We start from the raw sequence: 18,500 nt of genomic DNA, 5'->3' as shown, positions 1-18,500 counted from the left end.
TGGAGCTCAATTGTAAATGGCTGCTGCTTTAGATTAGTCTACTAATTCAATATAGAAAATAGACTCTCTATCTGGCCAGTCTGAACATTGATGAGAACCAGTTACTTTGACCTTCTTCCCTTGTGCTTGTGCCGATAGCACAAGAGAGTAAACAGATTTTCCAAACTCATCCAGTTTAACTGTCCATTGTATTGCAGGTTTATTTGATTCGGGACAAATCGGTGCATCAAAGTAAGGGTTCGTAGAAAACATCAGAACTGGAACATCCATAGTACGGTGAACCATAATGTTTTGAACGCTTCCCCCAGCCTCACCGGAATGCCCTGCGAGGGATTTCAATGGTAATAAAGAAAAGATTGAGAGGGCCAAAAATAAAATCTTAATTCTCATTAGTTAATTTACCGTACCTATATAAGGGTATAAAATTCACTCAATATTTGTGGTTCGCCCAAGAAGTCAGAAAGAAAGCTTCTTAGACCCTTTGAATCCACTGAAGATAACTGAGCTATAAAGTTATCATCAATAGCTTTTGTTATATTATCATAGTGAAATATATTTTTATATGCCATTTCAAATGACTTTCTTTTTTATTTCACAAATTTTTATTGTATGAGTGACGAGGCTTGAGATAAATATTTTGAAGGTTAGGGAGGATTAAGTAGTTTTTAACTGATAGTCCAGTGATAGAGTGTGGTTATTAAACTGTGTCCTAATAGAAAGGCTCAGATGCCGTTAGGGGTGGTGATAAAATTTACTTAATGATTATGACAACAGTTAGAGAAAGTGAGGCAGTGTTAACTTTACTTTATGAATGTTGGAAATCATCTGTGGGTTCTGACCCTTCCGTACAAGTTTTTATTCTGGTAAAGCTAGTTTCCAATTAAACTCCAATGGTAATTTTCGCGGCTTGACCTAGTTGAGGTTGAGATCACCGATCTCTTTATCCTGTGATCGGTAAATTAAAGTTAAATTCAAGGTTTAGTAGAGGGTTTTCCTGCGTACTTAATATAAACTGTGTTGTTTATTGAGGTGAATATGTGGGGCCGGCTAAATATCAGTTTTGAACGTTTTTGTGTAAGGAAAATTTATTCATTTTTAATGAAAGCAGTTTCGTCTTGCTGGTAGCGATTTATGTCTCTTGTTAATTTTAAATGAATGATATCTCCTCTGATGGTAATTTATCTACATTATCTTTTGAGGTTTCTTGAGGCGGCTTAATTAAACCTCCTAAAGGGTGCTACACTTAATGTTTTAATTGCGGGGATGCCATAAGGTGACTTTAGAATTTTTTGCCAGGATGGTGGTTATTGTGACTTTCTTTGTAATGGCTATGGCGGATTCTGTAGCTGAGGCTGTTAAGGAAGAGCGAAATAAGGCCGAGGAGTTAATTCAGCGGCTTGAAAAGAAATATCTTAGTAATGAAGTTCCTGTCATTCTCCAGAAGCTAGAGAAGAATGAGTTGTCAATGTCAGTTATAAACGCTTTTGCATTGGAACAGCGTTTGATTATTCAATCTGACCTTCGCAGTAACGCACTCTCATTGCATCGATTCGGTGATTCTTCAAGTAAAGTGACTAACAAATTCTTTTATCGTTTAGTGGTTAATGAAATGTCAGCCAGTGAGCAATTACCGGCTCTCATTCAGGCGCTTAATATCTCGGAAAGTCAAATTGCCAGGTATCGTCCACTAGCTGGAGCACAGGCGTATCCAGCTTATACAACATGGCTGGCAAATTATGCGCAACCTGCAGAGATTGCGGCAGCTCTTTTAATCAACTTTCAAAGTTTTGGTAAAAATGTCGGCCGTATGGCAAAAGCACTTAAACAACATAAGGGATTGTCTGATAGTCAGTTGGAGTTCTTAATCAATTTTAGCACTTTACCTTCTGATTTTAGAGAGCAGGCTATAGCTATAGTGGCACAAGGCTTGGCTTCCGGAGTAAGTGAGTCGGATATTGAAACTCGCGTAAGGCTTATTCAAGCCTATGAGAGTAATTTTTGGAGTGCACTTTCAAGTATTGATAGACAGTAAATTTTTATTATGTAATGTTGTTTGACGTTGATTTTTGCTAATCTTTAATTTAAAGCGCCAATACTTGACGGTTAGTCGATTATTCATATTAAATAAATTACATTACCTTTATAGATGCCTTACCCTCATGGGGCGGTGTTTATATGCTGATGCATTGTCTTGAAATGAGTTGTTCCAGTAATAAAATCAGTTGATTCAATATGCTCCGCCCCACTTTTTTGGCGCAATAATCACCTTTAGGTCTGTTTCTGGACCTTGTCTATATTTATTTCTATGCTTAATGATTGGTATATGTAGAGATAATAAGGAAGGTTGAGCTATCAAGTTTGGCTTTATTGCTAAGGTAGCTTGCTTTGTCATACAACACTTACCCTTGAGTGTGATAAAAGTTTAAGTCGGATTTTCCTATTAAAGGAATAAATGGAAATGATGAATCGTGTAATAGCTCAGAGAATTTCTTTGGTCATGCTTTTTGCTATGTGGAGCTTTGAGGGGTTAGCTAAAGAGGTGACCAGCCCTGTAGACCTTTATTCAGTGTCTTTAGAAGAATCACAAAGATTTGGTTGTGTACAGCAGTATCCGGTGGCTGATTCTAGATGGCATGGCTTTAAACTGCCTAAATTCAAGCAGCATCTTTCTACCATTCCATTTGAGGCTGCAGGGGTAGCTGTTTCCACTTTAGCGATTGGTTTAGTGGATTGGGACTGGGGATCTAGTAGTTTTGGTACAACTAGTGAGGGTTTCTTTGAGGATGATACTGCCAATGGTGGTATGGATAAGCTCGGTCATGTCTATGGGAGCTATCTTCTCAGTGAATTCTTTACAGATGCCATTCACTGCAAGGCTGATAATGCTGTAGGGGCGGAGGCTAGTGCAGTTACTCTAGCTTGGCTGAGTATGTTATTTGTGGAGTTGGGCGATGGTTACTCTAAGGAGCATGGCTTTGCCTGGGAGGATGTTGTTGCCAATACTGCGGGGGTAGGAATCTCTTACCTGAGACGGAATATCCCCGGGCTTAGGGAAAAGCTGGATTTTCGTCTAGAATATCTTCCATCGGGTAATCGCTCTGGCTTTAAGCCACACTCAGATTACTCGGGGCAAAAATATCTACTGGCCTTAAAGTTAAGTGGCTTTGGCTTATCACGGAGAAATCCTCTTAATTATCTGGAGTTACATGGGGGTTACTTTGCTCGGGGTTTCACTTTGAAAGAAAAAGAACGAGACGACCCTTTGCGTAGAGAGCTCTATGTTGGGGTTGGGGTGAATATAGGGGAGCTGCTTTTTGGCAGGCCTGGAGTTAGAGAGAGTACTGGAGGCCGATTTGGGCGAAAGTTTTTTGAATATATTCAGCTTCCTCATACTTATGTTGCTAGTGAGAATGATTAAATCGGATCCGACATTATAATTACTTACCCAGTAGACTAATGCACCTAATTGTCAGGCCCCCGGAGAAGATTCTCCTGGAGCCTGTAAGCACTTAATCTATCCACACCCTTGTATATATTCGTTTTTGCTCGGGTGTGTCTATAAATTCATCGCGATCGTGCAAGACTCTAGTATTGTCAATAAAAATCATATCGCCAGAATTCATATAAAAGCTAACAACATTTTCTTTGTTATTTAGTTCTCCATCAAGAAGATCCAGTGCTTGAAGTACCTCTGCGGTTAAGGGATTATTGACTCGTTGATGGCCTTTCTCTATCCAGTAGCGCATATAGCGGATAGAAATTTTGCCATTGGCATAGCTGAAAATCGGGAAATGATTGTTCAGAATATTCTGGATATCTTTATCGCTCCCTGGTGTGACAAGATCTCGAATGTAATTCTTGTAGAGCAGCTCTAGCTTTTTAGGTGCCTGTTTCTTGAGATTTTGATGTACCTGGGCTGCAGAAACTACTTTAGATTTACCACCTTGAATCGCGGGGGTAATACAGCAGAGCCCTAAAATATTTGGTTGTATGGCTCGTTGTGAGCTATCTGTATGTACACCAGTTGCTGCGTTAGTTTGTGAAACAGGAATGGCTTCGTCTTTATAGCTTTTGCCCGTATCTAAAATGCCGTAGAGTCTACCGTAGGTATCAATAGTCTGCCCCATTGCCAGGCTGATTTTGAGAAACAGAAGATTTAGTGTTGTTTGATCAAAGCCTTTTACTCCTCGAATCCAAGTAACACCATTGCCTTCATGGATTTCACTTTTGATTTTTTGGGCGAGCTGATCAAACTGAGGAGTGGCAACAGAATCTGCTTGCAAAGCCCGAATAGGGTTGTCCTGCTCTTTAGACCATTCTTGCAGGGCTTTGATTTCATTTGGCCAGTCATTAGGCCAATTAAATTTCCAGTTGGGTTTAGCTTCCAACTCTGCGGCTGTCCATGCCTGCGCACGGATAGTCTCGTCAGGTGCTATATCAATCATTTACTTTCACCTTAAATAACACATGCAGTGGATAGCCTTTTAGTGGACCAAAAAATTCAGGGTCAAATGCTAGATGTTCATCTGTTACAGCTAATTCTTTGACTTCGGGTAGGCTGTTAAAGCCGGCTTTAGCAAGGGCTTCGAAGTAGTGTGCAAAGGTTTTATGTACACAGCGAACAGAGACCGGGACACCATCTCTACGCCAGATTTTCCCCTCAAAGGTCTTATTTATACCGTCGAGATAAGATTTTTCACCATGTTCAAAGTAAAACGGTGGGCTTTCTTCCCTCATAAAGGGGAGGCATGGATGGGGTACGGTAAAGACAAAAGTACCACCTGCTACCAGCAAAGAGCGTACTTTACTCATTACCTGAGTCATTTCTTCGATAGTCAGGTAATTGAAAAGGAATACGGCAATGGCCTTGTCGAATCTGGTTTGTGGAAATTGATTAAATGAAACTGCATTGCCTACGGTATAAGTTGCATTAGATAGCTTGAGTTCCTTAGCCATCGATTGTGCTTGAGCTATCATTTCAGCAGAAGAGTCAACTCCAAAAATTGACTTGACACCAGCCTCTATCAGCATGCGTGATACATAGCCCTCTCCACAGCCAAAGTCTAGGATATCTTGCTCTTTGATTTTGCCCAGAGCCTCTAAAACACGAGGTCTTGCCGTGAAGTCGCTCAACAGTATTTTTTCTGATCTAAGCCAATTTGTGGCTTGTGCATTATAAATTGATTCAGTTGATATAGGTTGGTTCATCCTGAGCCACTCCTGATACTTGTGTGGTTGTCGAGTTATAATTGTTGTTGATGATTTTTGTAATGTTGTATGCTCGTGCAAGCATGCCATCCCAAAAAGCAGCTCTTAAATTCAGAGCCTTAGTTGCACCCTGGCGAAGACGCCTCCTTCCTTCCTCTGTCTCGGCAAAAGTTAATGCGATCTGGTTGAGACTCTCAGCATGATCATCGTCGATTAGAGTGTGAACGGAAAAGAAGCAGTAGTCCTTGGGCTGAATTTCAGGTAAATGCTTCAACCCCTTTTCTATATATGGATAAATTGTACTTACTACATGCTCTGTTCCTATCCCTAAAGCTCCTATTGCTTCCTCGGTAGAGCCATAAAGTAATACCATTGAAAGCATGTCATACCAGATAATTGCATCATCCGAAAGAGGTGTTTCTTGTTTACCCCATGTGACCTTTTCTTTAAAGCGAGTAAAAAGATCAGCATGGGGGATATTTTTTATCCACCTTGGATCTATTCCATGGTGATTTAGTATTCGGAGTTCATCCTCCTCATAATTACCAGATTCTTCGTTCAGGTTTTCCAAGAGTATATTTCGGTGCTCCGGAATGGTCAGCTTGGAGATGGCTGCACTTAATAAGTTAATAAATCGGGATGTGTATAGGTTGTATTGTTGTGCAAAATCAGCCACAACATAAGGAAAGTTTGGCAGGGATGCCTCACTAAACTGTATTAAATAGGTATGATTTACAGCCCTATGGTTAAGTACTTCCTCGGATAGATCTTCCAGCCAAACTCGGCTTGTGTTGCTCGTTTTAATGTTAAAATTCCTTTTCTAGATGTTGACGGTATAGCTTGTTTGCTTTTCAGGTTGTCAATGCACATCCTGTGCCCACTAGCTTTAAATTTATTGTTTTTTGATAGAATTTCAGTATACGAAGTTGGATTTTTATTGGCAATTGTTAAATTGTAATTGATTTCCCATGGACGCTTCTTATTTTATGGTTTTTTGTTAGCTGTGATTCTTGGTGGTTAGATCTCTATACCTATTTCGGGGTATTTGCTTTTTTTAAGAGAGAGTTGATGCAGGTTTAGTGTTTGTTTTGTTTTCTTTTGAATGGTGAATGATTTTTTTGTGCTCAAAAATATTTCAAGAGTATCCTTTTTATTTTGTATTTTATCGTTTTTGATTGATGCAGTTGTAGGCTTTCTGGTTGTTAATGGCTTCATTTTTTGATGTTTTATATTTTTTGGTTTCCTGTATTGAGATGCGGGTTATTGATCTAAATCAATGATTTCAATATCTTATTGGGTTAAAGGGGGTTGCTCTTGTGTTGGTCGATGTATGAAAAGGGTATAGTTGTCGCACTTGTAAGTCTCACTGGTAATATTTTTGTGTGATCTAGGTGCTTTAACGTTGTTGTCTTTAGGGTTTCCAAAAAAGGATTTAGTGGCGGCTTGCCCTAGGTGGTTATAGAGTACATAGTTTATTTTTTCAGTCAGTAACATTAAAGATTATTTAAGAATTTGTGGGTGTTTGTAGTCAGGTTCTTGAGGAGATGTTCTTATAGAACCAATTACACTAATAGGAATGGTTCGACATAACTATAGTAGATTCCATGAATTTTCATATTTTATATGCCAAAATTATAGTTCCTTGAGCGGTAATTGGACCAATGATGAAATTGGAAGAAGATGTAGTTGATGCAATTGAAAGTGGCCAAATGATTCAAGCTATGAAGCTTCTGCGTGAATACAAGAATATTAATCTTAAAGAAGCAAGAATAATTGTTAACACCTATGTACGTGAAAAAAACATACAGTCATCACCTACAGAATTACCTGGTCGGGCGGGATTAATTGGGCTTCTGCTCCTGTTGGCTATTACCGGATACTTAGCATTTGGCCTAGGTGCTGGTTAGCGCCGAATATCTCAACTTTGCTTCAATTTGATTACATAGTTTCTTAATTTGACCCGGTTAAGTTTACCAGCTATGGATCATACCAATGTCTCTGAAAGTTGGGACTATTGTCTACTCTTTAAAGAAAATGTGGCATATGCACACTGATGCTTGTATTTGCCTCATTTTATGCTCTTCTTGATTATTACACTTTGCTTTAAAGCGCTGCTGTTACCTGTTATTTGGGAGGTTAACAATGGCTGCAACTCTTATAGACTCGCAGGTCTTTTCTGGTCTCTTTAGCACTCCTGCCATGAGTGAGATCTTTTCTGATCGGCAAAGAGTTCAGTACTACTTGGATGTAGAGGCTGCCTTGGCCAGGGTACAGGCGAGACTTGATATCATTCCCAAAGAGGCAGCAGATGAGATTTGCCAACATTGTCGTGCTGAAGATATTGACCTTGAGCAGTTGAGATCCCAGACAGAGTTAATTGGCTACCCGGTATTTGGAGTTGTACAGCAGTTAGTTGAGCGTTGTAAAGGTGATCTAGGGCAGTGGTGCCACTGGGGCACAACAACTCAGGACATTACCGACACCGCTACTGTATTGCAGATTCGTGCAGCATTAAAGCTTGTGGAGACGGAAGTAGATGAAATCGCCGGTGCGCTGGCCTCTCTAGCCGAAGATTACCGGGATACGCCAATGGTTGCGAGAAGTAACCTTCAACAAGCTGTACCAATAACCTTTGGCTATAAAGCAGCTGTGTGGTTAGCGGGTTTTCATCGGCACCAGCAACGGCTTGCAGAAATTAAGAAACGAGTCCTAGTCGGGGAATTTGGTGGTGCTGCGGGAAACCTAGCCTCCTTGGGAGATCAAGGCCTAGAGGTGCAGGCTGGACTTATGAAGGAGCTTAATCTCGCTATGCCTGTTATCGCCTGGCATACCATGCGTGATCGGATAGCTGAAGTCGCCTGCCTATTGGGGCTAATCACCGGCACTCTGAGTAAGATAGCCCTAGATATCAAACTGATGGCACAGACAGAAGTCGGGGAGGTAACGGAGCCCTTCACTGCGGGGCGCGGTGCTTCTAGCACTATGCCGCAAAAGCACAATCCAGTTTCCTCAGTATATATGAGTGGAATAGTGCCCATTGTGCGACAACAGGTGGCGGCGTTACTCAATGCTATGGAGGAAGACCACGAGCGTGCGACGGGAACCTGGGAGATTGAGTGGGTGGTTCTTCCTGAAATCTTTTGTTTATCCGCTGCGGCATTGGCACAGGCGAAGTTCGCGTTGCGGGGTCTCAATGTACACCCAGATAATATGATGCGAAATTTACAGATGACTGGAGGTTTGGTTTCTTCTGAAGCGGTGATGATGGGGCTAGGCCCAAAGATTGGCCGTGAGAAAGCTCACGATCTTGTTTACAAAATTTGCTGTCAAGCAATGGAAACTGATCGACCATTTGCGGATCTATTAAAGGAGAATAATGAGGTTTCTAAGGCCTTAACCGATAATGAAGTGGATAAGCTGCTTGATCCCAATAATTACCTTGGGCTTTGTGGTGAGATGGTGGATCGAACTTTGGCTAGGCAAGATAAATGATGAAGAAATCTGTAGATACTAAAGAGACCGAGCAGCTCTGTTACCAATATCTATCTGCCTTGGAGCGGGGGGACTTGGATACACTTCTTTCACTGTTTACAGAACATGCTTTGGTCTATTCGCCAATTTTTGGGAAATGCTCAGTAGAGAGTTTTTATTCCTATATTTTTCAGTCAATTAGTGATCGTGCTATGAAACTGAACAATATATTTTCGGGTGTGTTAAAGACTAACCAAGTTGCATTACATCTTAGCTATACCCGGTCAGTAGAAGGAAGAGGTCCGGCCACAATTGATGTGGTAGACCTCTTCGATTTAACGGAAGATTTCAGTACTTTTATGGCTGTAACAATTATTTATGATACCGCACCAATTCATGGGGACTTTACATCTTGCAAAAATGCTCCGCAATAAATCACTTCTATTTTTTAATAGATGCTGGAATTTTTAGAACTCCTTTCTAATAGAGGCTATTTTACTGATACAGTAGCAAAAGCTTGCAGTAAACCAGTTTTTGGTGTGCTATTGGGGGTAGGACAGTTAAATTTTTCTGAGTGCCCATAGTTATAGCCATACAGCAAGTTGCAGGCCATAACTTTATGTCCGGCTGTTGTTGGGTGTACAGAATCACCTGTCGGTACAATATTGCCCTGATCAACAAGAAGAATCTTTACCGGAGGAGTGATACTAGCAATAGTACTCTTGATTTTCATGTTGTAATAGTCCGTACAATGGTTGGAAGGATCCTGACCATCCAAGTTCGTTCTACGGGGAATGGTGGAAATTACAAAGGCAATTTTATTATCCGGTATACCCATTGCACTTAGGTGGCTGTATATTTTGCCCACCAACGTTGTTTTATCTCGAGTATTATTGCTAGAGATAATGCTTTCCACTACTTCGTCTAGGCGCTTGGCCGTTAGACTCCCAGCCTTCGGAGCCGCACTACATTGGGTAGCACCATTCCGGTTGAGATGGGTGATATCGTTTGTGCCCAGCTGGATAGGCACAATAATAGCATCTGATGCCGCCAGATTTAGGTTTAATGGGCAGGTTTGGTTGTCTAACCACCCTGCGCTGTTACCACTTTCACGACACATTTCAGTAACGACAGAATTAAAGTAGGCAATAGCATCTGCGCAGCTGGCAGAGCTATAACCTGCTGGGATTTGATGGCCTGTAGGATTAAGAAAGCACTGCATATCGCTCGTACTTGCTCCAGGAATTCCGGTATGCCAGTAATTTCCAGTCTTCTTCTCTACTCCATCGGGTCCGGTTGGGCCACTCACAGTACCAATAGTTTCTACGGGCTGACCATTATAGCTAATGGTCAGGCTGCCGTTATTATCGCTACTGCTTAGGGGAAAGCTGGATTTCCCATCAGAGGCCTCGACGATTTGCTGCCAGATTTGTGAGCGGAACCCCATTGAGTTGTAGGGCAGGGTGGTCATACCATAGGTGATTGAATCCCCGATAAACCAAAGTTTGATTTTACCGGCACCATCCTGAGAGGAGCTTCCGCGATCGTCGGGTTGGTTTCCGGCTACGGGGGGAGTTGCTTGATTGCCGGTGCCAACCTGGGATGAACCGCTGGCTTGGCAGGTGGCAGTAAGAGTTGGCTGACTATTGGTTCCGCTATACTCGCCATTAAATCCAAAGGCACGTGCCTCTCCTGGTGGAATAACATCCTGGCCGCTAGCGGTTACTGAGCCAGAGTGGTCAACCACCTCAGCATTCCAAAAATGGGTTACTTTTTGGTTGCCCGGCCATTGCCATTTTATTTGCCAAGCATCCAGTGGCTGATCCCCGGTATTGCGTATAACAACATTGGCCATAAATCCATTACCCCAGTCATTTTGAATGGCGTATTCCACCGTACATTGACCTGAGGCTTGGGGTTGCTCTGTGGGTGTTGCGGGTGTTGGCTCAGTTCCAGTATTAGTGCCGTTCCCAGTGTTCGTACCTGATGTGGGCTCAGTGGTGTTGTCAGGTTTAGTAGCAGTAGAGGATTCAAACCATTTTAGGGCAAAAGCGCGGAATTCAGACTCTGAGGGTAAAGCCCCCTGCTTGGTGTGATAGTTATTTAGATAGCTCTTGGCATCAGTGTAAAAATTCTTGTGGGTTTGATAAATCTCCTTTTTATTGCCATTGTTATCAATCAACCAGTAACCGACAAATTCTTTAATCCAGCTATCGTATTCGTTCCCGTACATCTGCCAGTAAAGAATAAAGGGAGAGCCCCACTCAAGAGAGGTTTTAATTACATTGCGAGACAACATATCTTGCGCTTCACCAGAGCGGGTGCCCCAGTCTTTAAACCAAGATTCACCGTAACCGTATTCACCGATAAACACCCGCTTTTCGAAGGGCAGGCCAGTTTTTTGCGGCAGTTTTGACTCAATAAAGTCCAGTGCTTTGGTTAGCTCGGCGTGTAGGGTGGCAAAATCAGAATGTTTCTCTTTGGTAGTCAGATCATAGGCTGAGTAGGAAACGAGGTCGACATTGGTGTGTGGTAACACGGCGTTGGTGATGCGCTCTTTACCCTGCATTGCGGATTCAACCCGATTCACCTCTACATAGTGATACAAGTTGACGTTGGAGTGGGGAATATTGGCCTTGGCATCTTCAATGGCTTTTTGGCGAATATTGAGCCAGTCGATCAATCCCTGAATACGCAGCGGATCAATCTTCACTTGGTTGTCGTCCCGTGTTCCATCGGCTTTTTGCACGAGGTTCCAGTCGCCCTCCCAATGACCGATCATAAACGTTTTACCTGAGCCGCTGTATTTCGTTAACAGATACTCGGCCATCGCATAAATCTTATCGTACTGCCAGGTGAGCTCTTCCTGAGACATGCCTTTATTGTCCATCCAAGATCCGGAGTCCTCCACCCAGAACATATAGTGGGAGAAGTCCATATCAAGCACCTCTCGGTAAGCGGGTACTTCTTCCAGCATCCGTTTGAACTGGTAGTCAAGGCCCAAGCCGTTAAGCTCATCGTACAAGCCGGTAGACAGGGCGATCTTAAGTAGGTTGGACCCCATTGCGCGGATGGCTTTAGCGGATTCCACTAGAGAGCCTTCGCCTGTGAAACTGTACTTAGGGCTGATAGTCTGGGTGCCCAAAATATAGTTGTAGCTCTCTATTGCTGATAAGGGCGGGCTGGTTTTCGGTGGCTCTGATGTTGTCGGTGGAGGGGTTTGCTGATTCTGACAACTGGCATTGATTTTGGAGGGGACTTGTGTTCCTCCAGAGTAGGCGATATTAAAGCCAAAAGAGCGAGCCTCACCCACAGGAATATTGGCAAAGTCACCTGTACCTTCCGCTGTTGCAGTATTGCCATTTTGGGAAATTTTGGCATTCCAGGAGCCGTCAATTACCTGGTCTCCGGGCCATTGCCAATCAAGGTTCCAGCCATTAATAGGCTCTGTGCCAGTATTACGGACCACTACAGAGGCCATATAGCCCTTATCCCATTGACTTTGGACAACCATATTGACCTTACAGTTGGTTGCGGCCATGGAGAGAGGTGTGATGCCGAGTAAGAATAGGGAGGTGAAACCCGCTTTGAGTAATTTAATACGCATTTGCTAACCACTGCTTATTCATTATTTGCAACTCATCTTAGGGCCCTTTCTGAGCAATAAAGTTTCTTTCTGGAATATCGGGATTTTCATGACTAAATAGCCAAGGTATATTTTTCTCTATTTTATCCCATTTGTAGGTCATTTTATCCGGAAAAGACCTGGCCATACTTTGATCCCCTTCCCAGCATTCCTCAGTGATTGTTTACTGGAAGCCTATGAGTTTTATCGGTCTTTTTTTTCATTACGTCCTTTATCGCCATGGTAGATGAGCGGCTGATCAGGTGTTTGTTAGAACGCGCGAGTCATCTTTTTATTGTTGTGCTTTATAAGATGAATAGTGCTGTCAGTTGGCGCAAACAGAAATAATTAATTGTTATTTCTGTTTTTTATTGGGTTGGTATTACTTTGAAATTTATCATGTCAGATTTATTTTGGCGGCCGTTGAGTTCTGTTAACCACACTGACTGGGATAATTAGAGTATGCTGGCACCCGCGTGCCTTTACAGAATAATAAACGCCTGGTGCGATCAAGGACATCGACCCTGCCGATCATTCTTCGCAGTTTCTAGAGTGCTAAGGCAGCGGTATCAGGAATAGAAAACCGTTGTGAGTAGTTGGTAATTACTCACAGGCATCCACTGGTTCGGCCAGTTTTTATCACACAATATCAAGCTGATTTTTTCGGAAGGGACTGGTTTCTTGGCGCCTTGAAATCAAGGATAGAGGGCCTTTGAAAGGACTTTTCGTATAAAAATTATGGAGAAAAAATGAAGACAAAAATAATTCGATGGTATACCACATTTTTTATACTGCTTGGATTCTCCCCCCTGGCTCTCAGTGCAGAGTGGCTGTTAGGTACGGGTAAATACGATATCACTGGGCCAGCCGCCGATGTTGGTATGGTTGGTTATGGAGAAACCAGTCAGACAACCAAAGGAATTCATAGCCGCTTGTGGTCCCGTGCTTTTGTAATTGCCAATCCTCATGATAGTCAGCGTCTGGTATTTGTTTCCGCCGATTTACAGAGTATTACCCAAGGTGTTAAACAGGGTGTGGTTGCCAAGCTCAAGAGTAGGTATGGCAACGACCGCTTTACAGATGAAAATGTGATGCTCACGGCCACCCACACCCACGTAGGCCCTGGAGGTTATGATCACTATGTGATGCTCAATATGAGTGCACTGGGTTATGCGGAAGATAACTATAACGCGATCGTAGAAGGTATCTACCAATCTATTGTTATGGCAAATAGCAGTTTGGCAGAGGGCGACATTTACCTGGAGCAAGGTACCTTGCTCAACACGAGTGTCAACCGCAACCCGGAGCCCTACGCGCAAAATCCGGATACGGGCAATTACCAATACGATACCAACAAAACTATGACGCAGCTCAAGCTGGTTAATGCGAATAATAAAGCATTGGGTATTATTAACTGGTTTGCGCTACACAATGTTTCACTCGGTACCGGTCAACGTCAGTTGAGTAGTGATCACAAGGGGGCTGCCAGTTATTTATTTGAGCAATGGGCTTCAAATCAGACAGATTCGACAGGAAATCTTGTTGCGGCCTTTGCCAATAGCAATCTAGGTGACGCTTCTCCCAATATTTGTGGCCCAGGGAATGGTTGTGGCTCCAGTGAATATGAGAGTCTTGAGTTGGCTGCAGAAAAACAGGCAAACAAAGCGAAGTCTCTTTACAGTACCTCGAACAATAAATTATTGAACAATCTTGATTATCGCCATCAATACATATATTTCCCCGGTTATACCGTAGCCGGGGAATATACTGGCGAAGGGCAGCAAAATATTTGCGAAGGTGCCGTGGGCTGGTCATTCACAGCTGGCTCTTCCTGGGATGGTCCCAGTGGGATTGATGGTATTTTCGAGGGGATGTCAGTTGAAAACGAAGGCATTGAGTGGGATCGCAGCGAAAGCCTATTCGAATCAGTGATCAGAGGTTTCCCGCTCTTTGGGTTAATGAACGCTTTCTCTGCGGCTGCCGTTTATAAGGATACACAGGATGATCCTTGCCAATATCCCAAACCCACTTTTGTTGAGCGTAAAGTAGTAGGGCAGCAGCTGTATACCCCTTATCTGCCATTTCAGATGTTTCGCATTGGGTCCCTGGTCCTAGTGGCCGCGCCGAGTGAAATGACCACTATGGCTGGTCGCCGCCTGGAAGAAAAGGTATTGGCCTCAATGCAGGGGCACGGTGTTACCAGGGTAGTTATTGCCGGTTTGGCCAATGCTTATACCGGTTATGTGACCACTCATGAAGAATTTGACAGACAACACTATGAGGGGGGGCACACGATCTATGGGCCCAATACCTTGGCGGCTTATCAACAGATTTATACAGATATGGCCAACGCCATGAATAATAATCTGGCGGTGGATGCAGGGCCGACACCAACAGATTTATCGAATGACCAAATTATTCATGTCATTGGTGTCGTCTACGATGATAAGCGCCTATGGGAATCCTTCGGCCAGGTTTGGAATGATGTACGTAGCAACTATTCTGTTGGTGATACTGTCTCCGCGAGTTTTCGCTCCGGTCATCCCCGTAACGATTTCAGAACGGGAGATACCTTTATAGAGATTCAACGTAAGGTAAATGGCAACTGGGAAACCTATCTTACTGACAATGACTTGGATACTCGCTTTATCTGGACAAGGGATACTGCGGTAGACTGCCTGGCCTGCTCCTTTGCTGAAGGGCAGTGGGTAATTGGTGAGGATACTCCTGCGGGTACTTATCGCATAAAACACAAGGGAAACTGGAAAAGTGGCTGGACAGGGAAGGTTAGCAGCTACTCAGGCAAGTCGAGCAGTTTTACTGTCAATAACTGAGTTGTGTTGATCAAATTATTCGACTAGTAAATCAGGCCGTTAATTCGGCCTGATTTAGATGCAATGAACACTAATTTTTTAACTCTTATCTATTGGGCAGGTTTTTGTAGCTGAAAATGAGATAGGGCTTTTTCAGCAATTTCCTTGCCATATTCCTGTACGAAGTGACCAGCCTCTTCAAGCTTGAGAGGCGGAGGACAATTTTTGATAGTCCCCCTAAGCATTTCCATTACTTTTTCACCGAGTACGGCATCCCTCATTCCAATTGCCATAAAGCTATCGCCTTCCCAGGTCTTGGACCAGAAATTTCTGGCCTCTAGCCCCAGTTCTACACCCTCCATGTCGGGATCAACGGGAACAATTGAGGGGAAGCGACGAACACCGGCCTTATAGCGGTTATCGGGAAAGGGAGCATCATAAGCCACTATATCAAATAGATTGATTTCCGATCTGGCATCAGTGGCAATTAAGCCGCCTACCGGTATCTCTGGAACACTGACAGAAAAATTTCTCCATTGATAAAAACCTTCCGAAGCGCCATCCCCCGCTGCAATCGCAGTATTCATTACCAGTAATCGTGTAAATCTTTCCGGCATATCCATTGGCAGAGTGAGGCCTAGAAGTCCACCCCAGTCCTGGCATACCAAAGTGATATTTTTTAGGTCTAGGTGTTCAATAAGTTGTATCAGGCTGTTGCGATGAAAATTAAAGGTGTAAGTATTGTCATCTGTTGGTTTATCGGAACGACCAAAACCAAAGAGATCAGGAGCAATAACCCGGTGCCCAGCTTCTATGAATACTGGAATCATTTTTCGGTACAGATAGCTCCAGGTTGGTTCCCCATGTAGGCAAAGAAATGTTGTTTCTGCATCAGAGGTGCCTTCATCAATGTAGGCCATACGCATTGAATCGTATCCATCCAGAGTATCGATGTATTTTGGTTGATAGGGAAAGCCTGGCAGAAGGGAAAAGCGCTCTTCGGGAGTTCTTAATCGCTCAATAGGCATTGGTAAGCCTCTTTTATTAAATGTTAGTATTTAGACTTTTATGATTTTAACTTACGAAATTAAACAATAACCAGTATACAAGTTAAAGGTGGTTTTTAGGTTTTTTTGATTTTGCTGTAGATTTATAGGTAAAATTTCTTCAAGTATTACATATTGTCGATAAGGAATGGTTCTCACAATTCACAAGCCATAGATAGATATTTAAGCTCCGGTAAATGTGTTTTTAGATTTTCGACTTTTACTTTCTATTTAAATGCTAATTTCAGTGCAGGGTTGGCATGCATGGTTAAACTGTGGATGAGAGCCTACACAGGCTTGAGTACAGGTCATCTTCCGCTTCCTTTGTCTTTGGGCAACCCCTAGGCGCACTTGAGGGTCAATTACCCTGATAGTTCTGATTACCTGATTTAGAGAAGAGATGTTGTATAGTGCCCTCGTTAACAAGCCCCTTAGCAAAGGGCTTATCAGTAAACGGTTAAGGTAGTGAGACAAGATGGAGTATCAGTCCTCGAAGAGTGCAGTTTTGCAGCTTTGGAAGAAGTTTGGTGGTTCGGCGTTTGGGCGTTGGACAGTTTCGAAGGTGGTCGCTTTCAAAGCACCTTACTTTAGGTCTATTAAGCCCTGCTTTGCTGAGGTATCACCGGGGCGTGTAGAAGTATTGCTGAAGAAACGTTGGGGAGTGACAAACCATATAGGCACAGTGCATGCGATTGCGATGTGTAATGCTGCCGAACTAGCCGGCGGGGTCTGCTTGGATGTTTCTCTGGATCGCCGCTTTCGTTGGATACCCGTGGGGATGGAAGTTAAGTACCTGAAAATGGCAAAAACCAACCTGCGTGCGGTTTGTGAGTATCCAGATTTTGCATCTATTCAGGTTGGTGATGTGGTTATGCCCGTGGGTGTCTTCGATGCTAACGGTGAGGAAGTGTTTCACGCGGACATCACCATGCGTGTATCTCAGCGCCCCACAAACAAGTAAAGGCGGGTTAGGTTCCGGCTGCGGTTGGCAAATGGGGTTAGGTTTTTAGACTGTCACAAGTCGCGGAAATTGACCGAAATTGAGGGCAGGTAGTCCTCATAGTCCTTTTCTGAGTATCTGAAATATAACAGTCTTGGCCTAGATTACTGCTTATAATTTATACAGTCAATTGAACCTCGTAAGTGGATGTACGGAGGCCGTGAACGTCGTAAAATAGTTCACTTGTAAGAGTAATCGATCGACTGGCTGGAGGAGTTATGGGTTTAATTTGGGATATGAGTCATTCGATATCCGCCTTTGAAGCGGTAGAGGGGGATAATACTGAGTATGAAATATATAATGCGGAAAGTCAGGCATTAAGCAGTGAGGGTATTTATCAGGATCTTGCCGAAAGCCTTGAGCTGGCTATTTCCAAGCTAAGTAAAAATGTAAATGATAGTTCTCGTTACTTCCTTATTCAGTGGGAACCCATCAGCTCGCAATTAACCCTGACCGTCACGGATGACCAAAGAAAGAATGATGCCCAGGCTGTTGTTCGCTGTCACTTCACTGCGCTGGAAAAGCAATTTCAAGAATCTCAGTTTAAAACTGATGACGACAAACAATCCGCTATAGCTGCATTTTCTGAAGATTTACACTTTTGGTGCAAGGAGTTTCTTTCAACGGATCAAGGGTTTAGCCAGTTTTCTTTAGTCGCTCTTTTCACCTCTGGCTCGAGGGATAGCGCTGTTATTCTGTAGATTGCAGTACCTTTTAATATTCAGGGCTACTTTCATTAAAAACCAGTGAAAATAGCCTTGAAATGTACCCGAGTGGTCCACTCTAAGTGAAACTTGTTTTGCTATTACTATCCACTATTTTAATTACAGATCTACAGAGAACTCTGTATACCAATTGTTGGTTTCCCAGACTTTGATCTTTTCGAAATTAATATCTAGGTCTGAGCTATTGGCGGCAACTCTTTGATGAATGGCACCATGCCAAGCTTTAGCGAGGTTTTCGGAGCTTGGTTTAAAGGGTGTTATACACAATTTCCCAATTTTGGAGTTCGCTTGAATAAATTGTGCCTTTTTTTGTTGTTGATAGATTATGCCCATGTATTCTATGGAGTTAATAATTTCCTTTAAAAAGGGGTCTTGATAATCAATAATCGTAGCATGATCGCAGAGATCCTGAATCTCAGCTTTAAATATTTTTTTCAGGAATGACATGTCGGTGGGAGGATCTTGGTATTTTGCTCTGCATGTACATTCCACTCGATACCTGTAACCAACAAAGCCTTCTTCCAGCTTATTATCCTCTATATAGGCGTAATTTACTTTCTTGGTGATATTGAGGTCAAGGCAGTAGGTGATATTGAAGTATTGAGGCATTGG

General features: G+C 42.9%; 15 protein-coding genes. 8 read left to right on the top strand and 7 right to left on the bottom strand.

The genetic code is table 11. The features are described from left to right. Window positions 1-33 precede the first annotated feature (33 nt). A complete protein-coding gene (locus ACJJH9_RS13075) occupies window positions 34-390 on the bottom strand; it encodes a hypothetical protein (protein ID WP_444889784.1) in 357 nt (118 codons plus the stop codon). Window positions 391-1,273: 883 nt separating this feature from the next. Between ACJJH9_RS13075 and ACJJH9_RS13070 the strand changes: the two genes are divergently transcribed. Continuing rightward, window positions 1,274-2,032, top strand: coding sequence for a thiaminase II/PqqC family protein (locus ACJJH9_RS13070; RefSeq protein ID WP_444923033.1), 759 nt, complete (start codon window positions 1,274-1,276; stop codon window positions 2,030-2,032). Window positions 2,033-2,458: 426 nt separating this feature from the next. Continuing rightward, window positions 2,459-3,418 (top strand): DUF2279 domain-containing protein, encoded by a 960-nt coding sequence (locus tag ACJJH9_RS13065; protein ID WP_444923032.1) that lies wholly within the window; start codon window positions 2,459-2,461, stop codon window positions 3,416-3,418. A 91-nt stretch (window positions 3,419-3,509) separates the two neighbouring features. On the opposite strand, the gene ACJJH9_RS13060 is transcribed toward ACJJH9_RS13065, so the two are convergent. From ACJJH9_RS13060 to ACJJH9_RS13050, 3 genes are read right to left on the bottom strand one after another with little or no spacing between them, the layout of a single operon-like run. After that, on the bottom strand, window positions 3,510-4,445 hold the full coding sequence (locus ACJJH9_RS13060) for a TauD/TfdA family dioxygenase (protein ID WP_252082514.1): 936 nt from the start codon (window positions 4,443-4,445) through the stop codon (window positions 3,510-3,512). Next, window positions 4,438-5,208: a class I SAM-dependent methyltransferase gene (locus ACJJH9_RS13055; RefSeq protein WP_444923031.1), complete on the bottom strand. Its 771-nt coding sequence runs from the start codon at window positions 5,206-5,208 to the stop codon at window positions 4,438-4,440. Before ACJJH9_RS13055 ends, ACJJH9_RS13060 begins: the two co-directional genes overlap by 8 nt. Further along, on the bottom strand, window positions 5,186-5,884 hold the full coding sequence (locus ACJJH9_RS13050; protein ID WP_444923030.1) for an iron-containing redox enzyme family protein: 699 nt from the start codon (window positions 5,882-5,884) through the stop codon (window positions 5,186-5,188). The genes ACJJH9_RS13055 and ACJJH9_RS13050 overlap by 23 nt, the downstream gene beginning before the upstream one ends. A gap of 988 nt (window positions 5,885-6,872) precedes the next feature. Here ACJJH9_RS13050 and ACJJH9_RS13045 point away from each other — a divergent pair. The 3 genes from ACJJH9_RS13045 to ACJJH9_RS13035 all read left to right on the top strand — a co-directional run bounded on the left by ACJJH9_RS13045 (window position 6,873) and on the right by ACJJH9_RS13035 (window position 9,113). After that, complete coding sequence (locus ACJJH9_RS13045) at window positions 6,873-7,115, top strand: hypothetical protein (protein ID WP_444923029.1); 243 nt, start codon at window positions 6,873-6,875, stop codon at window positions 7,113-7,115. Window positions 7,116-7,350: 235 nt separating this feature from the next. After that, the gene (gene pcaB, locus ACJJH9_RS13040) at window positions 7,351-8,700 is read left to right on the top strand and encodes a 3-carboxy-cis,cis-muconate cycloisomerase (protein ID WP_444923028.1); all 1,350 of its coding nucleotides are present in this window, start codon (window positions 7,351-7,353) and stop codon (window positions 8,698-8,700) included. After that, window positions 8,697-9,113 carry a nuclear transport factor 2 family protein gene (locus ACJJH9_RS13035; protein ID WP_444923027.1) on the top strand — a complete coding sequence of 139 codons (417 nt, stop codon included), beginning with the start codon at window positions 8,697-8,699 and terminating at the stop codon, window positions 9,111-9,113. The genes pcaB and ACJJH9_RS13035 overlap by 4 nt, the downstream gene beginning before the upstream one ends. Before the next feature lie 56 nt (window positions 9,114-9,169). Here ACJJH9_RS13035 and ACJJH9_RS13030 read toward each other — a convergent pair whose 3' ends face one another. Beyond that, window positions 9,170-12,286: a cellulose binding domain-containing protein gene (locus ACJJH9_RS13030; protein WP_444923026.1), complete on the bottom strand. Its 3,117-nt coding sequence runs from the start codon at window positions 12,284-12,286 to the stop codon at window positions 9,170-9,172. A 767-nt stretch (window positions 12,287-13,053) separates the two neighbouring features. Here ACJJH9_RS13030 and ACJJH9_RS13025 point away from each other — a divergent pair. After that, window positions 13,054-15,138, top strand: a complete 2,085-nt coding sequence (locus ACJJH9_RS13025; RefSeq protein ID WP_444900260.1) for a neutral/alkaline ceramidase — start codon at window positions 13,054-13,056, stop codon at window positions 15,136-15,138. Between the two features lie 89 nt (window positions 15,139-15,227). Here the strand turns inward: ACJJH9_RS13025 and ACJJH9_RS13020 are convergent, their stop codons facing one another. After that, on the bottom strand, window positions 15,228-16,145 hold the full coding sequence (locus ACJJH9_RS13020) for a haloalkane dehalogenase (RefSeq protein WP_444900261.1): 918 nt from the start codon (window positions 16,143-16,145) through the stop codon (window positions 15,228-15,230). Between the two features lie 493 nt (window positions 16,146-16,638). On the opposite strand from ACJJH9_RS13020, the gene ACJJH9_RS13015 reads away from it, so the two are divergent. Both ACJJH9_RS13015 and ACJJH9_RS13010 read left to right on the top strand, forming a co-directional pair. After that, window positions 16,639-17,124 carry a hotdog fold domain-containing protein gene (locus ACJJH9_RS13015; protein ID WP_444886779.1) on the top strand — a complete coding sequence of 162 codons (486 nt, stop codon included), beginning with the start codon at window positions 16,639-16,641 and terminating at the stop codon, window positions 17,122-17,124. A gap of 257 nt (window positions 17,125-17,381) precedes the next feature. Then, window positions 17,382-17,864 carry a hypothetical protein gene (locus ACJJH9_RS13010; protein ID WP_444900262.1) on the top strand — a complete coding sequence of 161 codons (483 nt, stop codon included), beginning with the start codon at window positions 17,382-17,384 and terminating at the stop codon, window positions 17,862-17,864. 123 nt (window positions 17,865-17,987) lie between these two features. Here the strand turns inward: ACJJH9_RS13010 and ACJJH9_RS13005 are convergent, their stop codons facing one another. After that, window positions 17,988-18,497: a 6-carboxytetrahydropterin synthase gene (locus ACJJH9_RS13005; protein ID WP_444889798.1), complete on the bottom strand. Its 510-nt coding sequence runs from the start codon at window positions 18,495-18,497 to the stop codon at window positions 17,988-17,990. Between the last annotated feature and the right edge of the window lie 3 nt (window positions 18,498-18,500).

The organism is Microbulbifer mixtoriginis (SeqCode) (assembly GCF_052466715.1).
Note: the sequence above shows the minus strand (reverse complement) of the source record. Positions and strands in the feature narration are given on the sequence as shown.

What these genes read in the sequence shown, in the direction of transcription:
- ACJJH9_RS13030 (WP_444923026.1), bottom strand. Translation starts at nt 12,286, where the DNA reads ATGCGTATTAAATTACTCAAAGCGGGTTTCACCTCCCTATTCTTACTC.
- ACJJH9_RS13055 (WP_444923031.1), bottom strand. Translation starts at nt 5,208, where the DNA reads ATGAACCAACCTATATCAACTGAATCAATTTATAATGCACAAGCCACA.
- ACJJH9_RS13060 (WP_252082514.1), bottom strand. Translation starts at nt 4,445, where the DNA reads ATGATTGATATAGCACCTGACGAGACTATCCGTGCGCAGGCATGGACA.
- ACJJH9_RS13005 (WP_444889798.1), bottom strand. Translation starts at nt 18,497, where the DNA reads ATGCCTCAATACTTCAATATCACCTACTGCCTTGACCTCAATATCACC.
- pcaB (WP_444923028.1), top strand. Translation starts at nt 7,351, where the DNA reads ATGGCTGCAACTCTTATAGACTCGCAGGTCTTTTCTGGTCTCTTTAGC.
- ACJJH9_RS13035 (WP_444923027.1), top strand. Translation starts at nt 8,697, where the DNA reads ATGATGAAGAAATCTGTAGATACTAAAGAGACCGAGCAGCTCTGTTAC.
- ACJJH9_RS13065 (WP_444923032.1), top strand. Translation starts at nt 2,459, where the DNA reads ATGATGAATCGTGTAATAGCTCAGAGAATTTCTTTGGTCATGCTTTTT.
- ACJJH9_RS13020 (WP_444900261.1), bottom strand. Translation starts at nt 16,145, where the DNA reads ATGCCTATTGAGCGATTAAGAACTCCCGAAGAGCGCTTTTCCCTTCTG.
- ACJJH9_RS13010 (WP_444900262.1), top strand. Translation starts at nt 17,382, where the DNA reads ATGGGTTTAATTTGGGATATGAGTCATTCGATATCCGCCTTTGAAGCG.
- ACJJH9_RS13045 (WP_444923029.1), top strand. Translation starts at nt 6,873, where the DNA reads ATGAAATTGGAAGAAGATGTAGTTGATGCAATTGAAAGTGGCCAAATG.
- ACJJH9_RS13075 (WP_444889784.1), bottom strand. Translation starts at nt 390, where the DNA reads ATGAGAATTAAGATTTTATTTTTGGCCCTCTCAATCTTTTCTTTATTA.
- ACJJH9_RS13025 (WP_444900260.1), top strand. Translation starts at nt 13,054, where the DNA reads ATGAAGACAAAAATAATTCGATGGTATACCACATTTTTTATACTGCTT.
- ACJJH9_RS13015 (WP_444886779.1), top strand. Translation starts at nt 16,639, where the DNA reads ATGGAGTATCAGTCCTCGAAGAGTGCAGTTTTGCAGCTTTGGAAGAAG.